25 protein-coding genes and 1 tRNA gene are annotated in these 23,137 nt (G+C 61.5%); 7 read left to right on the top strand and 19 right to left on the bottom strand.

The genetic code is table 11. From position 1 onward, the window contains the following. Positions 1–89: 89 nt before the first annotated feature. Entirely contained in the window at positions 90–2,225 is a 2,136-nt protein-coding gene (locus K3J57_RS10875) for a DEAD/DEAH box helicase (protein ID WP_259797764.1), read from the bottom strand. 298 nt (positions 2,226–2,523) lie between these two features. Between K3J57_RS10875 and K3J57_RS10870 the strand changes: the two genes are divergently transcribed. After that, positions 2,524–2,988: an ACT domain-containing protein gene (locus K3J57_RS10870; RefSeq protein WP_259795837.1), complete on the top strand. Its 465-nt coding sequence runs from the start codon at positions 2,524–2,526 to the stop codon at positions 2,986–2,988. A 42-nt stretch (positions 2,989–3,030) separates the two neighbouring features. On the opposite strand, the gene K3J57_RS10865 is transcribed toward K3J57_RS10870, so the two are convergent. The 3 genes from K3J57_RS10865 to K3J57_RS10855 form a co-directional block, all read right to left on the bottom strand. Further along, on the bottom strand, positions 3,031–4,206 hold the full coding sequence (locus K3J57_RS10865) for an alpha-hydroxy acid oxidase (RefSeq protein WP_259784568.1): 1,176 nt from the start codon (positions 4,204–4,206) through the stop codon (positions 3,031–3,033). A 319-nt stretch (positions 4,207–4,525) separates the two neighbouring features. Then, entirely contained in the window at positions 4,526–5,329 is an 804-nt protein-coding gene (gene trpA / locus K3J57_RS10860) for a tryptophan synthase subunit alpha (protein ID WP_259795835.1), read from the bottom strand. A gap of 82 nt (positions 5,330–5,411) precedes the next feature. Next, positions 5,412–5,582 (bottom strand): hypothetical protein, encoded by a 171-nt coding sequence (locus tag K3J57_RS10855; RefSeq protein WP_259791749.1) that lies wholly within the window; start codon positions 5,580–5,582, stop codon positions 5,412–5,414. Positions 5,583–5,698: 116 nt separating this feature from the next. On the opposite strand from K3J57_RS10855, the gene ychF reads away from it, so the two are divergent. After that, positions 5,699–6,796, top strand: coding sequence for a redox-regulated ATPase YchF (gene ychF, locus K3J57_RS10850; RefSeq protein ID WP_055190177.1), 1,098 nt, complete (start codon positions 5,699–5,701; stop codon positions 6,794–6,796). A gap of 69 nt (positions 6,797–6,865) precedes the next feature. Here the strand turns inward: ychF and K3J57_RS10845 are convergent, their stop codons facing one another. After that, on the bottom strand, positions 6,866–7,441 hold the full coding sequence (locus tag K3J57_RS10845) for a cytochrome b (RefSeq protein WP_259795834.1): 576 nt from the start codon (positions 7,439–7,441) through the stop codon (positions 6,866–6,868). After that, positions 7,441–8,040: a YceI family protein gene (locus K3J57_RS10840; RefSeq protein ID WP_259795832.1), complete on the bottom strand. Its 600-nt coding sequence runs from the start codon at positions 8,038–8,040 to the stop codon at positions 7,441–7,443. Before K3J57_RS10840 ends, K3J57_RS10845 begins: the two co-directional genes overlap by 1 nt. Positions 8,041–8,142: 102 nt before the next feature. On the opposite strand from K3J57_RS10840, the gene K3J57_RS10835 reads away from it, so the two are divergent. From K3J57_RS10835 to K3J57_RS10825, 3 genes are all read left to right on the top strand, one after another. Beyond that, positions 8,143–8,649, top strand: coding sequence for a MarR family winged helix-turn-helix transcriptional regulator (locus K3J57_RS10835; RefSeq protein WP_259775735.1), 507 nt, complete (start codon positions 8,143–8,145; stop codon positions 8,647–8,649). An 87-nt stretch (positions 8,650–8,736) separates the two neighbouring features. Beyond that, a tRNA-Ser gene (locus K3J57_RS10830) sits at positions 8,737–8,826 on the top strand. A gap of 146 nt (positions 8,827–8,972) precedes the next feature. Further along, on the top strand, positions 8,973–10,244 hold the full coding sequence (locus K3J57_RS10825; RefSeq protein ID WP_259795829.1) for a DUF6538 domain-containing protein: 1,272 nt from the start codon (positions 8,973–8,975) through the stop codon (positions 10,242–10,244). Here K3J57_RS10825 and K3J57_RS10820 read toward each other — a convergent pair. Genes K3J57_RS10820 through K3J57_RS10790 form a run of 7 tightly spaced genes read right to left on the bottom strand, consistent with a single transcriptional unit; the run spans position 10,226 to position 14,893 of the window. After that, positions 10,226–10,411: a hypothetical protein gene (locus tag K3J57_RS10820; RefSeq protein ID WP_139231383.1), complete on the bottom strand. Its 186-nt coding sequence runs from the start codon at positions 10,409–10,411 to the stop codon at positions 10,226–10,228. The two genes, K3J57_RS10825 and K3J57_RS10820, sit on opposite strands and share 19 nt — an antisense overlap. Before the next feature lie 22 nt (positions 10,412–10,433). Then, entirely contained in the window at positions 10,434–10,763 is a 330-nt protein-coding gene (locus K3J57_RS10815; protein ID WP_259795822.1) for a DUF2190 family protein, read from the bottom strand. Between the two features lie 3 nt (positions 10,764–10,766). After that, complete coding sequence (locus tag K3J57_RS10810; protein ID WP_038145994.1) at positions 10,767–10,982, bottom strand: phage head-tail joining protein; 216 nt, start codon at positions 10,980–10,982, stop codon at positions 10,767–10,769. A 1-nt stretch (position 10,983) separates the two neighbouring features. After that, positions 10,984–12,729, bottom strand: a complete 1,746-nt coding sequence (locus tag K3J57_RS10805; protein WP_259795820.1) for a prohead protease/major capsid protein fusion protein — start codon at positions 12,727–12,729, stop codon at positions 10,984–10,986. Then, positions 12,708–12,896 (bottom strand): hypothetical protein, encoded by a 189-nt coding sequence (locus K3J57_RS10800; RefSeq protein ID WP_259795818.1) that lies wholly within the window; start codon positions 12,894–12,896, stop codon positions 12,708–12,710. Before K3J57_RS10800 ends, K3J57_RS10805 begins: the two co-directional genes overlap by 22 nt. Continuing rightward, positions 12,889–14,265 (bottom strand): phage portal protein, encoded by a 1,377-nt coding sequence (locus K3J57_RS10795; RefSeq protein WP_259795815.1) that lies wholly within the window; start codon positions 14,263–14,265, stop codon positions 12,889–12,891. The genes K3J57_RS10800 and K3J57_RS10795 overlap by 8 nt, the downstream gene beginning before the upstream one ends. 1 nt (position 14,266) lies before the next feature. Beyond that, positions 14,267–14,893 carry a hypothetical protein gene (locus K3J57_RS10790; protein ID WP_259795813.1) on the bottom strand — a complete coding sequence of 209 codons (627 nt, stop codon included), beginning with the start codon at positions 14,891–14,893 and terminating at the stop codon, positions 14,267–14,269. Positions 14,894–15,122: 229 nt separating this feature from the next. Between K3J57_RS10790 and K3J57_RS10785 the strand changes: the two genes are divergently transcribed. Further along, positions 15,123–15,380 (top strand): hypothetical protein, encoded by a 258-nt coding sequence (locus K3J57_RS10785; RefSeq protein WP_259795811.1) that lies wholly within the window; start codon positions 15,123–15,125, stop codon positions 15,378–15,380. A 39-nt stretch (positions 15,381–15,419) separates the two neighbouring features. Further along, on the top strand, positions 15,420–15,713 hold the full coding sequence (locus tag K3J57_RS10780) for a hypothetical protein (protein ID WP_259795810.1): 294 nt from the start codon (positions 15,420–15,422) through the stop codon (positions 15,711–15,713). On the opposite strand, the gene K3J57_RS10775 is transcribed toward K3J57_RS10780, so the two are convergent. The 6 genes from K3J57_RS10775 to K3J57_RS10750 form a co-directional block, all read right to left on the bottom strand. Beyond that, positions 15,710–15,994, bottom strand: a complete 285-nt coding sequence (locus K3J57_RS10775; RefSeq protein WP_259795808.1) for a hypothetical protein — start codon at positions 15,992–15,994, stop codon at positions 15,710–15,712. The two genes, K3J57_RS10780 and K3J57_RS10775, sit on opposite strands and share 4 nt — an antisense overlap. Positions 15,995–16,008: 14 nt before the next feature. Beyond that, positions 16,009–16,539 (bottom strand): hypothetical protein, encoded by a 531-nt coding sequence (locus tag K3J57_RS10770; protein ID WP_259795806.1) that lies wholly within the window; start codon positions 16,537–16,539, stop codon positions 16,009–16,011. Between the two features lie 4 nt (positions 16,540–16,543). After that, positions 16,544–18,316 (bottom strand): phage terminase large subunit family protein, encoded by a 1,773-nt coding sequence (locus K3J57_RS10765; RefSeq protein WP_259795804.1) that lies wholly within the window; start codon positions 18,314–18,316, stop codon positions 16,544–16,546. After that, on the bottom strand, positions 18,306–18,827 hold the full coding sequence (locus K3J57_RS10760; RefSeq protein ID WP_259795801.1) for a hypothetical protein: 522 nt from the start codon (positions 18,825–18,827) through the stop codon (positions 18,306–18,308). Before K3J57_RS10760 ends, K3J57_RS10765 begins: the two co-directional genes overlap by 11 nt. 441 nt (positions 18,828–19,268) lie before the next feature. Next, a complete protein-coding gene (locus K3J57_RS10755) occupies positions 19,269–21,302 on the bottom strand; it encodes an AAA family ATPase (protein WP_259795797.1) in 2,034 nt (677 codons plus the stop codon). 636 nt (positions 21,303–21,938) lie between these two features. Beyond that, entirely contained in the window at positions 21,939–23,120 is a 1,182-nt protein-coding gene (locus K3J57_RS10750) for a phytanoyl-CoA dioxygenase family protein (RefSeq protein ID WP_259795792.1), read from the bottom strand. Positions 23,121–23,137: the final 17 nt, after the last annotated feature.

Genomic DNA, 23,137 nt, shown 5'->3' with positions numbered 1-23,137 from the left:
TACCGATCAGACTGCCCTGTTCCAACAGGGTTTGCGCGCAGCCGGGCGCGCGAAAAAGGCAGCCCCTTTGCAGGAGCTGCCTTCGGTTGTTATTTCTTGGTTCGGCGCGGCAGGGCATTGGCTCCGCGCGGCTGGTTCTTGCGGGCCTTTGGCGATTTGGAGGGCGATTTGGCCGTTTTCCCGGCTGGTTTGCCGAACTTGCCTTCGGGCTTACCCGCTTTGCCTGCCTTGCCGGGTTTGTCTTTTTTCCAGCGCTGCTTCTTCCCCTCCGCATCGCGTTTCTTGCTGGGGGATGTGCCCGGCGTGGTGGCTTTTTTCTCGTCACGCGATTTGGGCGGCTGATACTCGCTGCGTGTTTCGGGGTTCACTTCCGGGGCCAGTGCGGGAGCCCATTGCGCAGGCGTGTTGGCAGACGGGGCCGTGGCGCGGTCATCGCGCTGGTTTTGCGGACGCAGCGATTTCTTGGGTTTTGCAGGGCGTTCGGAGCTATCCCCCTTGCGGTGCGGTTTCGGCGCGCGATCTTCCCGGTCTGACCTGTCCTTGCCCTTGTAACCGGGGCCCTTGTAACCGGGCTTGTCGCCATATTTCCCGCCCGGCTTTCCACCGGTCTTGCGCGGGGCCGGGGTCAGGTCCGGCTTGCCGTCCAGCTGCGTGGCGCGGATGCCATCCTCCAGCTCCCCCCCTTGGGCTGCAGCCAGGAATTTCTCAACCGCGTCATTGGTCAGTTCGACAAAGGTTTCACGCGACTGGACTCGAATGGCGCCAATGTCGTTTTTGTCGAGATTGCCTGACCGGCAGAGCATCGGCAGGAGCCAACGCGGCTCGGCATTCTGCTTGCGCCCGACCGACAGTGAGAACCAGGTCGACGGGCCAAAATCCCGCTCTTCCCGGCGTGCCGGTTTGGCCGCGATTTCAGCAAGTTCTTCAGGGGCCGAGAACTGTTCGCGGTGCAGGCGGATACAGGCGGTGGCAATCTGTTCCGGGGTGAAGCGGGCGATCAGGTCACCTGCCAGCTGCCCTTCATCACCGGATTGGCCTTCCTGCCACATCGGGTGGTCCATAAGGCGTTCCACATCGCGGGCCCGGATGTCGTCAGCGGAGGGGGGGAAGTTCCATTTTGCGGTGATCTTGGCCCAACCCAGCAGGCGTTCAGCGCGTTTGACCATGCGGGGGGGGACGATCAGCGCAGACACGCCTTTGCGCCCGGCGCGCCCGGTGCGGCCCGAGCGGTGCAGCAGGCCTTCGGTGTTTGTGGGAAGCTCTGCATGGATCACAAGATCCAGCATTGGCAGGTCAATACCGCGCGCTGCCACGTCGGTGGCCACACAGACCCGCGCCCGCCCGTCGCGCATGGATTGCAGCGCGTTGGAACGTTCGGACTGGGTCAGTTCACCGGACAGGCACACCACCGACAGGCCTCGGTTCGAAAGACGTGAGGTCAGGCGGTTTACCGTGGCGCGGGTATTGGCAAATACGATCGCATTCTGCGCATCGTGAAAACGCAGAAGGTTGATGATCGCGTGTTCTTCATCCTTATCCGCCACGCGCAGCGCCTGATAGTCGATATCCGCGTGTTGCTTTTCCTTCGACACGGTTGATACCCGCACCGCGTCGCGCTGGTATTGCTTGGCGAGTTTCGAGATCAGCGGTGACACCGTGGCTGAGAAGAGCAGCGAGCGGCGCTCTTCGGGGGCGGCGTCCAGCATGAATTCAAGATCTTCCTTGAACCCCATATCCAGCATCTCATCCGCCTCATCCAGCACCACGGCCTTGAGCGAGTCCAGCACCAGGGCACCCCGGGTGATGTGGTCGCGCAGGCGGCCCGGTGTGCCGACGACGATATGGGCGCCGCGCTCAAGGGCACGCCGTTCGGTGCGCTGATCCATCCCCCCCACACAAGATGCGATCCGCGCGCCGGCATGGGCGTAGAGCCAGCTCAGCTCGAACTTCACCTGCATGGCCAGTTCGCGGGTCGGGGCGATCACCAGCGCCAGCGGCGTGGCGGCGGGGCCGAAGCGCTCACCCTCCAGAATGGTCGGGGCAATTGCCAGGCCAAAGCCAACGGTTTTACCCGAACCGGTCTGGGCTGAAACCAGAAGATCCTGATCGGCCAGCTCCGGGTTGGTCACCGCCTCCTGCACATCCGTCAGGGTCTCATACCCTTTGTCCGCAAGGGCCTGGGCAAGGGTGGGAACGAGGTTGGGGGCGGGGGTCGGGGTCGTCATGGCGGCGTCTTTCTTCGGGGCGCCGGGCAGGGTGCAGGCGCGAAAGACCTGCGCATACAGGGTTTCGAGGCAAAAGGATAGAGGCAGATTGCGATGTGGGGTCTGCGCCTGATCTGATGGCTGGCGCGGGTCAAAGCACGAACCGGAAATGTCGGCTATCCTTACCGCGGCGCGCGGCGGCTCCATATCTCGCTGTTGCAACGGAATGTGGAAACGCTTTAGGAAAGATCAAGACCCGCCGGGACGACCCGGCTTTGACAGGGCGATACGGGACGACCCGCAATTGGCGAGGTTTGACATGTCACTGAATTCTCCTTCCCCCACTTCCGCTTCTCCCGGCACACCGGGTGAAACGGATCTGGCGACACTGCTGGCAAGCCTGTCGCCCCGGCTCGACGGGGAAACATATGTGTTTGCAACGCTCAAGGGGACCTGCCCGGCGGGGGTGTCTCCACGGATGTCCTTTCAGGAGGCGGAAGGGGTGACACTCATCCTCACGCAGGCTGAAGCCCGGGCAGCGGGGCTCGGCCATGTCTTTCCCTGTCGGATGATTTCACTTGAGGTGCATTCCTCGCTTGAGGCGGTGGGGCTTATTGCGCGTATCGCCTCCGAGCTGGCCGCGCTGGGAATGGGGGTGAACCCTGTATCCGGGTTTTATCATGATCATCTGTTTGTGCCGGAGCACCGTGCCGAAGAGGCGATGGCGCTATTGCAGGATCTGGCCCGCACGGCCGCTGACAGTCAGACGAAAACCCCCGCCTGATGGTACAGGCGGGGGTTTGATTGGGAAATCCGTGAGTGGTGGCTACTCCCAGTCGCCCGAAAACCCTTTGGGGATATAAAGGATATCCCGTGTCACGGTGTTGATGTCCGTATGGCCGCAAAATGCCATCGACACTTCCAGCTCTTTCTTTGTCATTTCAAGGACTTTGGTCACGCCAGCCTCGCCCTGCGCGCCGAGGCCATAGACAAAGGCGCGGCCGATATAGGCGCCTTTGGCCCCCATGGCGACGGCCTTGAGAACGTCCTGTCCCGAGCGGATACCGCTGTCGATATGCACTTCGATCTTGTCGCCCACCGCGTCCAGAATGGCAGGCAAAGCACGGATCGAAGACAGTGCCCCATCCAACTGCCGCCCACCATGGTTCGAGACAATAATGGCATCGGCCCCCACATTGCAGGCTTCCAGCGCGTCCACCGGCTCCATGATCCCCTTGATGATCAGCTTGCCGTCCCACATTTTTCGGAACTGGCGGATGCGGTCCCAATCCAGGGACGGGTCAAACGCCTCGGCGGTCCAGGTGGCAAGCGATGAGGGATCTTCGACCCCTTTGGCATGTCCCACGATATTGCCGAAAAACCGCCGCTTGGTGCCCAGCATACCCAGGCCCCATTGCACTTTGGTCATCATGTTGGCCACGGATTTCACCGTCAGCTTGGGGGGCGCCGACAGACCGTTCTTCAGATCCTTGTGGCGCTGGCCCAGCATTTGCAGGTCAACCGTAATCACCACCGTGTCACATCCCGCCGCCTTGGCGCGATCAAACAGGCGTTGCATGAAATCATCATCTTTCAGCGTGTAGACCTGAAACCAGAAGGGCGTGTTGGTGTGTTCCGCCACATCTTCGATCGAGCAGATCGACATGGTGGAGAGGGTGAAAGGCACGCCGAATTTCTCCGCAGCGCGCGCCGCTTTGATTTCGCCATCGGCGCATTGCATGCCGGTCAGCCCCACCGGCGCAAGTGCCACAGGCATTTCCACATCCCGCCCGATCATCTGCGTCCTGGTCGACCGCCCGTCCATATCCACCGCGACCCGTTGTTTGAAGTAGATCCGGTTGAAGTCCGATGTGTTCTCGCGGAAGGTCTGTTCCGTCCAGGACCCGCTTTCAGCGTAATCATAAAACATCTTCGGGACACGGCGTTTGTAGATCCGTTTCAGGTCTTCGACCTCGGTGATGACTGGGTTGAGAAGGGGCATGATCGGCTCATTTCTTGAATTGGTAAAAATTATTTACCACTTGAGATGTGATTATGCAATCCTCTTCTGTCCTGCTGTTCCCCTTCGGGCCCGCGTGCGGAAATGTGCTCAGGGGTTTCTCGCGCAAAGCCATGTCATACGACTTGGGTCAGCCACAGCTTTTGTGTCGTCTGGATCGGGGCGGCACAGGGGACTGCGGTCAAAGGAGGTCGTCTTTGAAGGGGGGAGAGAAGGTGGCGCCTTGGGGAATTGCCCGAACCACCTAGAAAGCCTGCCCCCGCCAGAAGCGCCGGGGGCAGCATGGGTATCTGTTGCCGGGTCAGGCGCGATGGGCGCCGTCGGCCAGGGATTTGACAAATTCCAGCACGTCCCGCACCGGTTTCCCGGCGGCGATCTGGCTGACGATGGCGCTCCCGACCACGGTGCCATCGGCGGCCCCTGCAATGGCTTCGGCCTTCTCGGGCGTGTTCACGCCGAAGCCGACAATCACGGGAAGATCGGTTTTGGCCTTGATCCGGGCCACTTCCGGGGCGACGTCGACAGCTTGCGCTTCGGCCGACCCGGTGACGCCGGTGACCGAGACGTAATAAACAAAGCCCGAGGTGTTTTGCAGCACGGTGGGCAGGCGCTTGTCATCGGTGGTGGGGGTGGCGAGACGGATGAAGTTCAGGCCCGCGGCCTGCGCCGGGATGCACAGCTCGTCATCTTCTTCGGGCGGCAGGTCCACCACGATCAGCCCGTCGATGCCTGCGGCTTTGGCGTCTTTCAGGAACGTGTCGACCCCGCGGTTGTAGATCGGATTGTAATAACCCATCAGCACAATGGGGGTGGTGTCGTCGCTCTTGCGAAACTCTGCCGCCATATCGAGTGTCTTTTGCAGGGTCATGCCCCCGTCCAGCGCACGCCCCCCTGCCAGTTGGATGGTCGGGCCATCTGCCATCGGGTCTGTGAAGGGCAGGCCCAGCTCGATCACGTCCACGCCAGCGCCCGGCAAGCCTTTCATGACCTCAAGTGATGTGGCCACGTCCGGGTCCCCGGCCATGATATAGGAAACGAATGCCTTTTTGCCCTGAGCTTTCAGCTCGGTGAATTTGGCGTCAATACGGGTTGCTGGGCGTGTCATCGGTGGTTCCCTGTTCTTGTCTCTTCACCGATGTGCCGGAAGCGGGCGGGGAAATCAATCCCGGCTGTCTTTTGTCTTCTTATTATGGGGGCGCCTGTCCATGCAGGGGCAGGCTCGCCCTGGGCCGCGCCTCAGCGCCGGGCATTCCATCGTAAAGCAGGAAAAACAGCTCCTCTCCGCCAAAAATGCGGGCGCAGGTTTCAAAGGCGTCGCGGCATGTGCTGTTGATGGTCACATAGGGGGGCATTTTCATGGAGCGCCGCCTCTCCTGCGGGTCCAGCCCACTTGCGCCCTGACGGTCAAAGCCCTAGAACGCGTCCAGCCGAATTATGGCGACAGATACGTATTATACTATGAACGGAGGCCGTGATGGGTTTCAAAATGGGCATCGTGGGCCTGCCGAATGTGGGCAAGTCGACGCTTTTCAATGCGCTGACCAAAACGGCTGCGGCACAGGCGGCCAATTTTCCGTTCTGTACCATCGAACCCAATGTGGGGGAAGTGGCGGTTCCGGACAGCCGTCTGGACAAGCTGGCGGCGATTGCCGGGTCCAAGGAAATCATTCCCACCCGGATGACCTTTGTCGATATTGCGGGGCTCGTGAAAGGGGCCTCAAAGGGCGAAGGTCTTGGCAACCAGTTTCTGGCCAATATCCGCGAAGTGGATGCCATTGCCCATGTGCTGCGCTGTTTTGATGATGGCGATGTGACCCATGTCGAAGGCCGCGTGAACCCGGTCGAAGACGCGGAAGTGATCGAAACCGAGCTGATGCTGGCCGACATGGAATCGATCGAAAAGCGCCTTCAGAACATCGTGCGTAAGGTGCGCGGGGGCGACAAGGAAGCGGTGCAGCAGGAGCGGCTGATGAAGGCGGCCATGGCGGCCCTGGAAAACGGTCAGCCTGCCCGCACGGTGGAGGTGGACGACGAGGACCGCAAAGCATGGAACATGCTTCAGCTTCTGACCACCAAGAAGATCCTTTATGTCTGCAATGTGGATGAAGGCGATGCGGCGACCGGCAACAAATACTCGGATGCCGTTGCGAAAATGGCTGAAGAACAAGGCGCCGCCTCCGTGGTGATTTCTGCCAAGATCGAAGAGGAAATCAGCCAGCTTGACGCGGATGACATGGAGATGTTCCTTGAGGAGCTTGGGCTGGAAGAGGCGGGGCTCGACCGGCTGATCCGCGCCGGTTACGAACTTCTCCACCTGGAAACCTATTTCACGGTTGGCCCGAAAGAGGCGCGTGCCTGGACCATTCGCGAAGGCACTTTGGCGCCGCAGGCAGCTGGTGTGATCCATGGGGATTTTGAGCGCGGTTTCATCCGTGCCGAGACCATTGCCTATGATGATTACGTGGCTTTGGGGGGCGAAGGTCCGGCCAAGGAAGCGGGCAAGATGCGCGCTGAGGGCAAGAGCTATATGGTCAAGGACGGCGACGTGTTGCACTTCCTGTTCAACGCCTGATCGGGTCTGATCGGGCGCAAGACCAATGAAAACGGCCGGGGCATTGCTCCGGCCGTTTTCGTTTCAGGGTCAGCTGTCAAACCGTCCGAAGCTCATACGTTTCAGCACGTCGTCCTTGTGGTAAAGGTGGTGATAGAGCGCCGCCCCGATATGGCCAATCAAAACAGCCACCAGCGCCCACGCCGCATAGAAATGAACCGTTGCAAAAAGTTCAGACAGCGCCTTGTCGCCCGGCACAAACGGGTCATACATCTCAAACAGGTCAAACACCTTGTTCTTGATGCCAAACGTATCCTGCAAGGGAGAGGCCGACGCCATGAGCCAGCCGGAAAGCGGCATGATCAGCATCAGGGCGTAAAGCGCAAGATGACCCAGATGGGCGGCCAGACGTTCATGCGCCGGCATGTGGTCGGGCATATCGGGCGCGCGGTTCATCAGCCGCCAGACAATGCGCAATCCCGCCAGAACAAAGGCCACAAATCCCCAGCTTTTATGTGTCTGGATCAGTGGAAACTGGGCCAGCGCATCGGTGACCCATTGTGTCATGTATATCCCCAGCCCGACGCAAAACAGGATCACCCCGGCCGTGGCCCAATGCAGGAGGCGCGCAGGCGCCCCCCAACTGGTATGCGTGTTGCGGATCATTACTCCGGCCATCCGCCTTTGCGCAGTTCAGCCGAAATGCCCAGGCGCACCTCATCCGAGGTCAGCGGTGCAAACATGCCCACCCCGTAATCCGAGCGCAGCATCTCGCCCGTGCCCTGCACGCCGATCCAGTCGCCTTGATAGAATTCGACGAATTCCCCCAGCGGGTGGGCGCCATTATGGTTGAGGGTGAAGGCCATCGTGATCGGCTTGGTATTGTCCTTGATGGTCAGGTCGCCGGTCAGGTTGATGGTGTTGTCACCGGTCTGTTCCACCCCGGTCGAGGTGAAGGTGATTGTGGGATAGGTTTCCACATCAAAGAAATCGGCGCTTTTCAGATGCTCGTCCAGCGCGGTCACGCCGGTGTCGATCGAGGCCGGATCAATGGTGACGGTCACTTTGGTGGCTTCGACATTGGCCGGGTCGAAATCCACCTCTCCGTCGATCACTTTCCACTGGCCGTGCTGATCGGAAAGGCCAGCGTGGTTGTAGTAGAAATGGATTTCGGTATGGCCCGGATCGAATTTGTAGATGTCCGCGCTGGCGGCGGTTGTGAAGGCAAAAGAGGCAAGGGCGGTGCCCAGCAGGATCTGTTTCATGGATTCACTCCAAAGTGTGTTGCACTATTTAGATGCATGTGCATGTATCTAAATGGGCGCACCCTTGCAAGCGAAACGAGGGTGACATAACAGGAATGTGAGATGGACACACCAAACCCAAATGACAGTACAACCGCAATCTGGGTGCTGCTGAACCTGGCGCACCGGCAGGTAACGGGCAGGTTCGAGGTTGCGCTCAAGCGTGCGGGCCTGCCCAATGCACGCTGGTATGATGTCCTGTGGGCGCTTGAAAAAAATGGCGGTGACAAGGGGCTGCGCCAGTTTGAGCTGGAAAGCTTCAGCCTGTTTGATCAACCCAACCTGTCGCGCACGCTCAAACGAATGGTGGAATCAGGCCTGGTCACGCAATGTGCTGCGGAAAATGATGGACGGGGCCGGGTGCTGCGCATCACAGAGGCGGGGCGCGATCTGCGGGCCAGGATGTGGCAGATCTATGGCGGGTTGATGATCTCTGAAATCGAAGAAAAACTGCCAGCAGATCTGGCCCATGCTTTGGGGCAGGGGCTGCAATACCTCCTTTCCGATGAAATAGCAGAGAAGTTTGCGCATAAGTTCCCGCCCCGCGATCCGTCCAGGCCTGACGCTTGACCCGCAAATTCGGGGATTGCGCAAGCTTCATGGTTTTCTCACTTTTCCCTCTTGCCCCCCTCGTCGCATCCCATTAAACGGGTCGACGGAGACGTGGCCGAGTGGTCGAAGGCGCTCCCCTGCTAAGGGAGTAGGCCCGGAAGGGTCTCGAGGGTTCGAATCCCTTCGTCTCCGCCAGATTTCCCAAGTGTGAAATCAGCATTTATTAAGCAAAAACAAGATGATATGGAAATCCGCCGCCCGGCGGGTCCGCTATTATGGCTTGATTTGCTACACATTTTGCCGCACAAATCGCAACACGGGGCAAAACCGGGAGTCCGGCCATGACCATTATGAAGCGCGGCAGCACATACCACCTGCGGAAGCGGGTTCCGACGCGATACCAGCGGGTTGAAGACCGCAAGAGCGTCTGGATTAGCTTGCACACTGATTCCGAAACCATTGCCAAACAAAAGGCCCCAATCGCGTGGCAACATCTGGTGGAGGCATGGGAAGCCCGGCTGGCGGGCGACACGGCGGACGCTGAACGGCGCTTTGACGCTGCCAAGGAATTGGCGGCGGTGCGGGGCTTTCGATACCTTCCGGCGGCCCGCGTGGCCGATCTGCCCCGCGAAGACCTTCTGGCCCGCGTGGAGGCCGTCACAGGGCGGGACGGTGAGCCGGACACGCGCGAGGCGGCGGCGGTGCTGGGCGGCGTCTCCGAGCCGCAAATCACGGTCTCTAGGGCGCTGGACCTGTATTGGGGCTTGGCCGCCGATAAGACCCTCGGCAAGAGCGATGACCAGCTTCGGCGCTGGAAAAACCCCCGCAAGAAAGCGGTGCGCAATTTCATTGAGGTGGTCGGGGACAAGGCCCTGCCCGACATTACGGGCGACGATATGCTGGATTTCCGGGGCTGGTGGCTCGAAAAGCTGGAGTCCGACAACCTCACCCCGAACAGCGCCAACAAGGACCTGATTCACCTCGGGGACGTATTGAAGACGGTGAACAAGATGAAGCGCCTCGGGCTGGTGCTGCCCCTGTCCGATCTTTCGTTCAAGGAAGGCGAAGCGCGCCAGCGTCCGCCCTTCTCGGAAAGCTGGATCAAGGACCACCTCTTGAAGCCCGGCGCGCTGGACGGGCTGAACAAGGACGCCCGGTGCATCCTCTTGGCGATGGTCAACACGGGCGCGCGGCCCAGCGAACTGGCGTCCCTGACGGGCGCGCAAATCCATCTGGACGCCCCCGTGCCCTATATCTCCATTGAGCCGGTCGACAGGCAGTTGAAGACCCGCAACGCCCGCCGCGTCATTCCGCTGGTGGGCGTGTCGCTGGACGCCTTCAAAGCCTGCCCCAAGGGCTTCCCCAAATACCGCACAACATCCGCCAGCCTGTCCGCGACGGTGAACAAATACCTTCGCGCCAATGGTCTCATGGAGACGCCGGGACATTCTCTCTACGGGTTGCGACATAGCTTTGAAGATCGACTCTTGGCGGCGGGCATAGATGAACGGATCAGGCGCGACCTGTTCGGCCACGCCCTTGATCGTGAGCGTTACGGCAAGGGGGCTTCGCTGGCCCACGTTCGGGACCTGATTCAGCGGGTGGCGCTTTGAGCGGCAACCGCGCGAGCGCGGGCCACCACGTCATTCGCCAGCAAGGCTTCCTCTTGCGCGATTTCGGCCTCTAGGCGGCTGAAAATCGGCGCATAGACGGGATCGGCCACCACCAGCTTGGCAACGGTCTCAAGAGCCGCCCGAAGGCGCTCCAAGTCCGTTTGCATGGTGGTGGCCGCCCGCATCGTCTTAGCCGTTCAGACGCACGTTGACGGTGCCCGACGGGTTCCCGGCGGCGGTGACGGCGAGGCCGATCAGTTCATTGTTGCCCGTGTCGTCATCGGCGGTCGCCAACTTGGCGGTATCGTCCCAATAGACGAAATCGCCCACGGCCAGAACGTCGGTCGAGACTTTCGGCATGTCGAAAACACCGACGGTCACAAGGTCGAGGGTGTCCCCGATCTCGGCATTCCCGGCAGCAATGCCAAAGAGGTTGCCGACAAGGACGCCTTGGCCGGACGTGGCAGCGGCGGTCGCGGTGATGGTGATATTCTCACCCTTCTGCACATAGTTCTTCATGGGTCAGATTCCCTTGCTCATATTGAAGTGGATGGTGGAGGCAGGCCGGGCCGTCTGGGCGGCGATTTCCGCATCAAGAGCGGCCAGCGCGCGGGCCATCTCGGAGTCGGAGCGGTATTCCACTTCTTCCCCGTTCTGGTCCCGGAAGCGCCGGACGCCGCCAGCACGGGCGGCCAAGAGGTCCGCCCGCATTTTCTGAAGTTCGGCCACGGTCGCCATATTACGCGCCTTCGTTGAAGTAAGCGCCGCGCCAGTCAGCCCAGCCCGTGCCGAAGTCGAGGAACGCGCGATACTGCATCCCGAGCGTGGTCCACGCTTCCTGACGCTGAATCTGGACGCCCTGCGCAGACGACAGATAGGCGAACTGAAGCGACGGGACCGCCGCCGGATCGGCCATGACATACCAGCCGGTGCCCGTGATCCGGGGTTCCACCACCAACTTCAGCTTGATCGGCTGCACGTCATCCGTGGTCGCGGCGTAGATCGCGGCCAACAGCTTTTCGGCCTTGGTTTCGAGTTCCGGCCCGATCACCAGATAGCGCGGGGTCACGCCGATGATGGTCTTGCCGTCGAGACCCTTCACGCCGCGCATGGCGAGCCGGGCCGCGTCCAACGACGTTTCGGTGATGTCAGCACCCGCCGCCGCCATGTTGCCGCGCCCAGTGGCGAAGACCGCCGTGCCGTCGGACAGGTCGGGGTTGCCGATGAAGGTCGCCACCAGTTCTTCGGCTTCGGTCTGGGCCGCCGCCGCACCAATGGCCGCCGTCATGTCGCCCAGCATGTTCAGATCATCGTCGATCAGAAGTTTCCGGCTAACATTGATCGCCCGCCCGAAGGTCTTCAGGGCCATCTTCTCGCCCGCTTCGGCGCGGCTGGTCGCTTTGAACTCGCCGTGTTCCGTCATTTCTTCAAGGCGGCCCATCTCACCCAAGCGGATGGAGGTGGATTCCTTGAAGTTCGGAAGCGTCCGCTGGCGGGCCAGCGCCTTCAGCGGGCTTTCGGCGGCGCGATACGAGTCCAGGGCGACTTTGCCCATCGCATTGGAGACCAGAAGCGGGAAGTCGCTGGTGCCATGCGCGGCGGCGCGCTGGAACAGTTCATCCGCCGAAAGGCCACGGGTGGACTCGCCCGCCCGAGTCAGGGCATCGGCGGCCATATCGCGGAGCGACATATTGACGAACTCGCGCGAGGCATCGGGCAGTTCGCCCCCAGCCATGCGGAACGCGAGGGCGTCAGACTGGCGGGTGCGCAGCGCGGCGGGGTCATCGTTGGCCGGGGCGGCGGTGCGGATACGGGCCGGGGTCCGGCGCTGCATCGCCTCAAAGGCTTCGGCGCGGGCTTCGGTGATGGACAGATCACGGTCGATCATGTCATCAGCCTGTTCCGCCGTCATGCCAGCGGAGCGGCAAATCTGGCGGATAGCCGCGCGGGTTTCGGTTGCGGTGGGGTTCTCCACCGTCTGAAGGTCGTCTTCGTTTTCCATGTTTTTACCTCGGAATTGGCTGCCGGGATCGGCGGGGATCGGGACGGCGGAGACTTCATTGATTTCCCAAGCCGCCGCCGTCCGAACGCGGGCACGGGTCACGGGATCGTTGGAATCGGTCCATTTGCGGACGCGATAGCCGATGGAGACGCCTTTGATGGTGCCTTCACGGATACGTTCGACGACGGGCACAGCATCGGCTGCCCCGGAAAGCCGGATCATCGCCACCAGCTTGCCGTCTTCCATGCGGTGCCCGGTGATGGTGCCGATCACGTCTCGGGCGGAGCCTTGGCGGTGGCCGTCCAGAACAGGCGCACCGATCAGGCGGGACGTGTCCAGCCCGGCAGGGTCCAGCCGCTCCATGAAGCCCTTGCGCTGCACCGGGGCGAAGGTCGAAATCACGGCCTCCACGGTGCCCGCATCGGCGTTGAAGGTGTCCGGGGCGAAGACCGCCCGGCGGGTCAGGACAGCTTGCGTTTCCACGTTTCAAATTCCTTGTCTTGGGGCGTCAGCTTGCGGCCTTCTTTTGGCAGCACGATCACGGCGGCCTTGGCCGGATTCACGGTCAGCTTGGGGCCACGAATTTCGTCGGAAGCCCCGGCCTTCCGGGCTAGCTTTTTGCAATAGGCGTCATAGTCATAATCAGGCATCGGACGACTCCTGCTTCGGGGCGTTCTGGCGCGGATCGGCGGCGATTTCGGAATCGAGGTCTTCCAGCGCCCAGCCACGTTCCGCCACGGCCTTGCGGCGCGAGGTCAGCCCGGCTTCCAGTTCGGCCACGGTCGCTTGCGTGTCTTTGAGCGGGTCCACCTGCATCGGCTTCGGCGGCAGCCATTCGGCGGCATAGGCGCGCGGCGCGGACTCGAAATCCGGGGCCGCCAGATCGCCGGACAGGACGGCAAACGTCACCACCTGCCGCCAGATCGGCGCGAGGAACTGGGGCACAAGAACCCCATATTGGATTTGCTCCACCCGCTGGCGGAAAGGCAGAAGCCCGGCGCGCAGGCTCGAATAGTTCGCGTTCGAGAGGTCGCCCGACAACAGATGATCGGGCAGCCCAAGGCCCGCCGCGAGTTGCTGAAGCTGAAGGCGGAGGAAAGCCCCGATTTCGGTCAATTGGCCGGGGGTGTTGAACTTCACGTCATACCCGGTCGGCAGGCGCTTCATGGTGCCGGGTTCCAGCCCGGTTTCCAGAATGCCGCCTTCGCCCGTGCCGTCATAGGGTTCCCCGCCAGTCCCGTTCAGGTCGATCAGGAACGCGGAGTGCATGGCGGCCACCTTGGCCCCCATCAACAGGGCGTCACAAAGCTGGTCAAAGTCGGAAGCGGACAGGATCACCGGGGCAAGCCAAGACACGCCCCGGACCTGCCCAGCGGCCAGCGGTTTCATCACATGAAGGATTTCGTCGGCAGGGACGCGCACCGGGGGCGCATAGTTGGCGAACTGGTCATGGGGGCGATAGGGCAAGACGTGATAGGCCACGCGGCGGCCCTCGGAGTCGAACTCCACGCCCTGCACAATCACAGCGCCATTGCCCAGTTCACGGGTCAGGCTTTCGTCCACCAGTTCCGGCGGCAGCAAGCGGAGACGCGGCCCGTCTTCGCCCGGCAAGACGTGAAGGAAGGCTTCGCCATCAATCACCAGCCCGCGCGCCACGTCGGCTTGCAGGCCCCGGAAATCCGTGCGGCCATCGGCGTCCGCGTCATCCGCCCAGCCTTGGAAGGCGGCGGTCACATCGGCGCGCGTGGTGGCGTCCGGGTGTTTCGGGGTCGGCACGATACCAGACCCGACAAGCGCCCCGGCCCAGTTCGCCACAGCCTGCGAAAGCCACGGATTGTTATTGGCGAGATACCGGGCGCGGCTGCGAAGCGTGGCCCCGCCTGCCGAAACCTCGGAATTGACCCGCCCGAACGTCCCCATGCCGAAGCCACGACGGCCACCAGCGGCCCCGTCAAAACGGCGGGTTTGCTGCGGCTTGGCCGGGCGGCTGAACAGACGAGAGACGAACGGAAAGGCCATCTTAGTTCACCACGGGTTTGTCGCGGGTGATGTGTTCAAGGATCGGGTCCAGATCGAGGACCCAGAGCGAACGGCGTTCCCAGCTTTCGCCGGGGTTCCAGAAAGACGTGCCCACCGAATTATTGGACTTGAAATCGTAATGGCGGACGCGGGCCGTGAACTTCAGGTCGCCCCGCCCAGTCGTGTTACGGATAGTGGCGAGTTCAAGGCCGAAGTTGCGGTGGCCTTGGAGATAGCCGCGCATAACCCACGCGGCGGGGTTCGGTGCGGGCGGCTCTTGGCCGTCAAGGTCATTGAGGTTCCAACCCAAGAAATGACGCCCAGCGGCGGCCATAGGCTCACCAGTCAGGCCACATTCGGCAAGGCGGTGCAGGATCGCGGTGACAAGAACCTGTTCAGCCCGGAAAAGATAGCTGCGGCGCTTGTCAGAGCGGCGGCGTCCGTAAGGCGTCACATACCCGTCGGCAACACGATTGCGGAGAAACTTGGCCGCCTGCTTCGCGTCAAAGCCCACATGGGCGAGCGCACGGGCGGCCTGTTCAGTCGTCACCCCGAGTTCGTCGGGGGCTTCTTCAGGGATGAAGAACACACCCCCATATTCAGGATCACGGTCTTCGGTGCTGGTCATTGTCAGGGACTCCTAAGTTGGCGAATCCCTGAATATCATCTCGCAGCAAGTCATCTCAAGTGTCTATAATATCACGTCAAATTCGGTTTGACGGTCGATTAAATGACACAGCGAATCCTCGCATCGTCTTGCAGGAAGATGGTATGGAGGATTCGTCAACACGCCAAAGGGGCGGGCGGGGTTTCGACATGGCCTCGCCCGCCCTATCCATTTCAGAAGGATCAAAGACGTGGACCGCAACACCCGGAACGCCCACAGCCTGTTTGCCCCGTTCATTGCGGGTGAGATTCATCCCAAGCGCCAAGAGGTCGCCCAGCAACTTGTCCACCAATGGGTTCGGCGGTCGGGCGAGTTTGCCAGCCTGTCTTGGGATGACGATCAGATTTGCGAGGCGATTGACGCCGATATGGCACGCGACACGGGCTTTACCGCCATGCTGAACAAGATTTTGGCGTTGCGGGATGGTCGCGGCGCGCTGCCGGTCTAACGCTTGCAGAAGGCGACAGCGGCGGGCTATGCTCGCCGTATGAGTGAAATCCCTGAACACAAAGCATTAGCCGACGAATTGCGGGCCATCCTAGATGCTGCCCCCTATCCGTCTCTGGACGCGCTCAAGGGCCGCGTTTCTTCCGCGCGGGCGCAATACTCGCACGGCTTCAATCCGGGTTACGAACAAGAGATTCTGCACCGTGCCTGTCAGTCCGTCGAAAAGGTTCTGACGAAACGCGGCTGCACCGATGAGGCCAAGCGTAGTTGGGCACTCGGCGATATTTCCCGAGTGATGAATCTCAAAGGCTTTCGGAATCAAGGCAACGCCTAGTCGGCTTGGTTTTCAGCCAATTCTTCCCGAAGAATAGAAACAACCCTTTCCAGTTCTTCAAGCGTCACAATCATTTCGCACATATTGCGGTCCTTTTGGTCCGGGTCGGTGTCGGTCATTACGTTCAGGCTAACCGGGTGGCCGCCGTCTACAATGCAATTGTCCACGCCATGAATCGCCAGATAGCGCCCGCTCACAATGCAGTTGACGGCTTTGCGCCCCCTGCGATTGCGAATCCGATCCCATGTTGTTCTGGGGAAGCGGGTTACATCAGATGTCATCTCTTACCCCCCCCTTAGTGCATCGAGAAGCCAAACTTCGAAAACCCATGACCATCTCCCGGTCGATGCTTAAGCCATTCTTGAATCTGGGCAAATATCATAGCATGCACTTTCTCTATCTGGGGGCACTCACGCCCATCAAAGTCGCAATCAGTTGATTCTCCTGAAACATCTATATGGACCCTGCTTCCTTTCCGTTTGCACTCAACATGCAGTATCAAATTGTGCTTCGGAAATGCACCTTCCGCCCGTTCCAAAATAACACCAAAGGCAAACTTGAATGAGCCATCTGAAAAGTGGGACAAGGCATCCATATAGAAGTCCTTTTCCTCAGTATTGCCATCCTCATCAACGCTGAAAAATGGGGTATAACTCTGGGTGTAAGTCACATCACCATCTTTTCGCGGAAAGCTTGCAGGCATTTCAAGGTAGTCCCTAAGTCCATTCACAATAAGAAGCGCTAGAGTCTGATTCTCTTGGACATATTGGCGCTCAGCTTCCTTGTATTCTGCGAAAGCTGAGCGAAGTTCATCGTATTTACTCATTTATTTATCCTTCAAGCCACATGGACTTAACAACCACAGGGGCCTTTTTCGGCCCGTCTTTCCTCTTAAGATCGCTTTCCCGGCGCTCCATGTCCAGTCCGACAAGCTGCCGCGCGGCGTAGGAATAGGCCAAAGTGTCCAGCGCCTCATTTCGGCGGCCCGAGATGACTTCCCAAATTCTCATCGGGCGGCCCCGGCTGAACTTCGTGACCAGCCGTTCCGCGCGTATCTGGTCGAAATAATCGCCGGACAGGTCTTCCGAAAACAGGATGGTTTCGCCGTGGGCAAGGCGCTGGTGCAAGGCCAGCTTCACCCCGTCCACCCCGATCAGGGCCAGCCGGACCTTGCGGGACGAACTGAAGGCAAGGCTGGGGCGGCTGAAGCCGGACACGCCTTTGCCGGGCAAGACCCGGCGGGCCGTGCGGGGACGGCAAAAATCATAGACTTGATCGGCCCAGTTCCCGGAGTCGATCACGGCGGCGTCCACGTTCAACACGCCCCCCAGCGGGTGCCGGAACTGGCGGCGCAAGGCGTCTTCCACCTCCACCCATGTTTCGGCGTCGGTCGGGTGGCCCCAAATCGGGACATGACCCAAGACGCGCATGTCCCCGTCTGCGGTCCAGCCCGTATAGGTCAGTTCCACGCGGTCCTTTTGAACGTCCCCGCCCACGGTCAGCACCAGAGCGTCTTCGGGCACGATGTCGAGGCTGAAGGGCCGCTGCAAGGCCGCGAAGTCTGTCGAGTCCAGGTCATCACCTTCCCCGCGCCACGGCTCGCCGAGAACGGTATTCAGCCACGGCTTCAGGGTCGTGGGGCTGCGCTTGGCCTGAAGGAACTCCGCCGCCAGCTTCGGCCACGTCGCGTTCGGCAGGGTAGAGGTCAGCGAGGTCAGCTTATAACCCCGGTGCCCCTCCACATGGGGCGCGAGCGCCCGCCAGCGGCCCGCCGCGACGATCTGGGCCTTGTGGCGGTCTTCCACCCGGCCTTCGCAGTTCGGGCAACGCCAATGAGCAGTCTCGGGCTTGTCCGGTTCCCAGCGAATATCCCCCCAGAGGATTTCCGAGAACTGGCCGCAATGAGGGCAAGGCACCTCGAAAACGCGCTGGTCGCTTTGCTCATAGGCCCGCAAAATCCGGCTGGTCTCGGCATCAACGGGCGTGGAGGCCAGCACGATCCGGCGATTGCCGAAGGTCATGGTGCGGCGCATCGCCAATTCCACGGGGTCGCCTTCGGTCCCGGCGGACAGTTCATAGGCGTCGATTTCGTCAGCAAAGAGAATCCGGGCCGTGCGGGCGCGAAGGTTGCGCGGCGCGCGGGCTGAGACGATGGAGAGGCTGCCCCCGGCGAAACGGCGGTGAAGCATGGTGTCGCGCCCGGCGGTGTCTTCGGACAGGGCGGCGCGAAGCGACGGGGACTCTTGGAACGTCGGTTCGATCACCGAAACCATCAAGTGACGGGCATCGGCTTCGGCAGGCACGACACAAAGGACCGGGCTGGGGTCATTCTCCACGAAATGCCCCAAGGTCCCCACCATGAGTTGCGTGGCCCCGACGCGGGCAGATTTCAGGATGGAAACGCGCTCCACGGTATCGTCGCCGATGGAGTTGGCGATTTCGATCTGGGGCTTCCAAAGCCGCATACGCCCCGGCTGGGCGGCGATGCTGGAAGGCAGGAAGACGGACGCTTGAATCCAGTCTGCCAGCGCCAGTTTCGCAGGCGGACGGAAGGCTTGCAGGGCGTCCCGGCGCATTTGGGTAAGACGGGGGTCAACGGTCATCGGAAATCACCTCCATAGCGTCCCGGATTTCGGCGTCCAGCGCGGCGGTCGTGGCACGGTCCATCCCCATCCGCCCGGCCACCCGCGACGGCACGGCCAGCACGGCGGCGCGCAGATCGGTCACGATAGAGCGCCAAGCGTTCGCCACCTCTTTGCCGTCCAGAAGATCGCCCCGCGCCTTCGCGTTCTGGATTTCCAGTTTCTCGGCGGTGGCCTTCGCGGCGCGCAGTTTCTCGGCGGCCAGTTCAGAGTCGACGCGGCGGCCCTGCGCCCCGGCACGGGCATGATCGCAATAGGCGCGGATCGCCTTGCGGAGCGGAAACCGCTTGTCGGGGTTCCGGGGCAAGACGCCTTCGCGGGCGAGCGCCGAAACGCGGTTGGGGGTCAGGCCCAGCCATTCCGCCAGATCGGCAGCGTTCACCAGATTGCCGTCTTCGGCCCGCGTCTCGGGCATCCCGATCAGGTCATCAATCTCGGCAAGTTCGGTATCGGTCAAATTCTCCATGCTCATGGCCTCTCAACTGTCCTGATCATCCCGCCACAGCGGAAAACGGGTTTTCGATTTCAAAATTTTCGTGGTGGGCAATACATCGGGGCTCCGCGTCCCCCGCACCCCACCCACCGGGGAAGGACCCTAGCCCGATCAACGTGCCGCCGTGGTCAAGTCTCTCTTGCTCTCCCCCTAAAGCCTGCATGTCCGGGGCATGTGCGGACCGGACAGACGGACAGCCCTTAAGGGGCTTGTCCGTGTCCGTCCGGTGTCCCGCCCACCTATTGCCCGCCGGACAGGGGCGGACATGTCCGGTCATTGTCCGTGTCCGTCCGTTTTGTCCGGTGTCCGGGTTCGCCTGCCGCTGCCAATGGTAAGGCTGCACGGATTCCGCCCCGGCGTTTCGACCGCCTTGGAGCGGCCCGGAAGAATTGGCCGCCGTGGAGATTTGCGCCGCCTTGGTCATTGCGCCCCCTCCACCATGTCGTCGGTGAAGTCTTCGCAGTCGCCCGCCGCCAGAACGAATTTGCCGTCAGCAAACACCACAATGCCTTTGCGGGTCAGGTCTTCCACGGCCCGCTTGTAAGCCTTACGACGGCTATCCGGGTCATCGGACGCGGACACGGTGCGGGCGTCGATCACGGCTTGCCGCCAATCCTCATCCGTCACGGGCTGGGGCAATTCATTGAAGATCGCAAGGGCTGCCGCAACGCTGGCGGACAGTTTCGGGGCAGCACGTTCCGGCCCGTCGGACTCCTCGCAAATCGCCGTGGTGATCGGGTCGCCGTCGTCATCCTCGCCCAGCGTCACGGTCTTCACGGTGAAGGCCAAGGTTTGATCGGTCGTGCCGTTCCGGTTCTTGGTCAGGCGGCCCGTCACCACGCCGCCGTCCCGCTTCAGGTGAAGCGACATATCCAGCGCCCCGTTCAGGATGGAGTGACCACGCGGGAGTCCTTGCTGCCCGTCCTTCGTGTCGTGATGGATCAACAGCACCGCCGCGCCCCACTTGGTCAGGGACCGGGCAGCGCGCACGACAAGGCCCATGCTGCGCGCGTCGTTTTCCTCCAAACCGGGGAAGGCCATAGCGATGGTGTCAATCACCACCAGCGCGGGCTTGCGGGTCTTCACCGCCTTTTGCAACGCGGTAAGGTGGGGGCTGGGCTTGCCCGCCACTTGGCTGTTCAGAAGGTCCGAAACGCCCTCCACCAGACGGAAGGCGTCCGCGTCCCCGTGGGTGTCCTTCAAGGCCGTCACCCGCCCGCGCATCCCGTGGGCGTCTTCGGCTGCAACATAAAGAACGCCACCCGCCCGAGTCCGGTGGCCGAAGACCCGATCACCCCGCGCCACGCCATAGCCAAGGAACGGGGCCAGAAGGGACTTGCCCGCGCCCGGTGCCCCCACGATGCACCCAACATCCCGTTCGGCCAGAAGGCCCTTCACGACATAGCGGCGGGCGGGCATCCCCTCACATTCCGAAGGGGACAGGAAGCGAAGCTGGGCTTGCGCGGTGATTGCGTCCAGATCGGCCTTAGCCTTGATCGCGGCGGGGTCGCCCACCAGTTCGTCAATCGTCGCGGCGGTCTCCGCCTCCACCAGTTCTTCGGGCGTCCAAAGCACGTCAAAGAGGGAATCGAACTCCGCCGCCCGTTCAGCCTGCCAAATCGGATCATGCCACCCGTGCCGACGGGCTTCGGCCCGGATCGTGGCGAAGGTCCGCACCGGGCCTTCGGAACGGTGGAAGGACTGCCAAACGGACTCAGTCTCGCCTTCATCATAGGTCGGGTGCTGAGCGCTCCATTCCTGCACCAGTTCCAAGCCGTCGTCGCTGCCGTCCGTCTCATGGTGAACAGCGGCCACGATCTTCAGCCAATCGTCGCGGCTGGCGAAGGCGTCCCCGTCATTGGGCAGGGCCATGACCGCTTCCCGGATCACGGCAAGGGAAAGCCCCTCGCGTTCGCCAGAGGCCCCTTCAAGCGCGTCAGGGCGAGCCGGGTGAAGCCCTTCCGGCCAGTCGGGCAGATCGGGCGTCAGGTGGCCGGCATAGGCCCCTTTGCCGTTCACAGCGCCCGGCGCAATGACATAGCCCCCATCGCCCCGCACATCCACGCCAGCGGGCAGCCCGGCGGCGGAGTTTCCCAGACCCTCGGGCCACCGGAAATAGAGGTGCAGCCCGCCGGACGGGGTGGAGATGATGGAGGGGGACAGCGAGTCCGGCGCATAGCCCAGATCGCGCAAGGCCGCTGCCCCGTCTTTGTCCGGGCGCTTGTCGAGGTCCAGCACGGCCAGCCCGGACGCCCGCCCCATCGGCAAGCCGGGCATGGCTTCGGGCCATTTCTGCCACCAGCGTTCAATCTGGGCCGGGTTGGTCGTGGCCCGGTCGCGCCACTTCACCAGCGGGCGCTTGTCCGCACCGCAAGGGAAGACGGGCCGCCCCGCCTTCGCGTGGAACAGCGCGGCTTGCAGGTTGTCTTTCAAAATCGTATCTTTGGCAGGCATTATGCGCCCTTTCTTCTGTGGGGTTTCGGTGCGTTAGATTCATCCTCTGGACGCACCACTTCTTCAGCGCCCCCGGTCAGCCAACCGGGGGCGTTTCCATTTCCGAGTTTATCGGGAATCGGGTCTATCGCCACCAGATTTTGCAACACAAGTTGCAACACATTTTGCAGCGCGCGAATTTTACAAGCGATTGATTTAATGTGCTTATGTAGTCTGATGAAGCCGAAACGGCGGACTTCGTCTCCGCCATTTCACCCCATTCAGTACTTTTTGTCTGACGTCAGCGCCAATGGGGCTCGCCCGCATTGCCGACCATAAGATCACGCGTCTCGACGAGTTGCTCACCTGGCGTTACGCTGCCCAGGCTGCGTAACAACCTCGGTACAGGTTCAAAAGGCCGTGTTCAGCGGACGGTTACGATTGAAGCGCGAGCCAAAGGATAAAAAGTAAGTAAAAGCAGCACATTGGGGTTTTTGGCGGTGTTTGTGAAGTATTGCATTTCGCACTCGTGAGTCTGCCCCCTACCTCCTCCGCCATCCATCTCTAGGTGTCGCAGCGCGTTCATTAAATTCAATCCGGCAGCGTGTGTGCCCGAGGGCCAATCCTGATTTGGTCCTCAGGCTGCTTTCGTACAAGCTACGCGTGTTTGCGGGTCGCCTGCGCCTCCAGAAGCTCTGTTGCCCGGTCTGGCCCCTCCTGTTCCAAGACCGATCTCTTGAACAAAGCGGCCTGTGTCTCAGGTGCCAAGCCCCCGCTGGGGGGATCCGTGTCGAGGTTCGTCGGGAACGAGTAGCCTTCAGCCGATGCCGCAATCACCGCGTCCAGTTCAGCCTCGGACATTTGCCCGTCACGCCAAGCTCCCGAAAGCGGGGCAAGCAGTTTCTTGCACATGCTCAACCGGTCCACACTTTCCATCGCCCGCCCAAACGCTGACGAGATCTGAAGCAAATTGACCATTCGGTGCACGTCGGTGCTGTAGTTTTCGCCAGCGGCGTGGAAGAGCGCGGGATTGAAGAAGATCGCGTCGCCTTTTTCCAATGGCAGTTGGACGTGATGCGCTTCGAAATACTCGCGAAAATCTTCGCGGCGCCACGCTGCATAACCCGGTTTGTAAAGCTGCGAAAACGGAAGCAGCTTCGTCGGACCGCTTTCGATGGGGATGTCGCAATGCGCGATCCCGCCTTGCAGGGTCATCAGCGGAGACAGGTCGTGGACATGGGCCGGGTAGGTGGCGCTGACCTCCGCCGTCTGGAACCCAAGGTGATAGTCGCGGTGGGCTTGCTGGGCTTGGCCTCCGGGGCGGACCAGGTTGATCTGCGCTGTCATCTGATAGTTCGGGCCAAGCCAGGCTTCAGCAGCCGCGTCGATGGCTGGGGCCGCAAAATAGGGGATAAATACCTCTGGCGCCGCGAAACAAAGTTTCTGTAGCGAGTTCCAGATCCGGTCATTGCTGCCTGCCGGGGCGAAATGGTCGGCGGCTTCTCCGTTTTTCGCTTTTTCGTCCTTGATGATCTGTTCATAGGCCGCCGAAGCGGCATCAATTGCGGCGTGATCCGGTTGTGCCTGTTTCAGCACGAACACGCCCGCGCCGGCATTCAGGATCGTTGCCCACTCGGCCATCAGGGCGCGACGCGTGTCGGCGTTTGACAGGTGCGCGGTCAGGGCGGGGATGTCGTAGATCGGGATGTTCTTCTGGATCGTTTTGGCATGGGGTACCTGTTCAGATTCCAGCGTGCGCTTGGTTAGCGCCGCAAAATCATCCAGCTTACAGGCGTCAGCGGAATAAAAGCCATTTTCGGTCAGCGTTTGGGTGTTCATCAGGGTCCTCCTGTTCG

The sequence above is a fragment of the Aliiroseovarius crassostreae genome (assembly GCF_025137635.1).
In the GTDB taxonomy this organism is placed as follows: Bacteria; Pseudomonadota; Alphaproteobacteria; order Rhodobacterales; family Rhodobacteraceae; genus Aliiroseovarius; species Aliiroseovarius crassostreae.
This window is presented reverse-complemented; position numbering and strand designations above follow the sequence as displayed.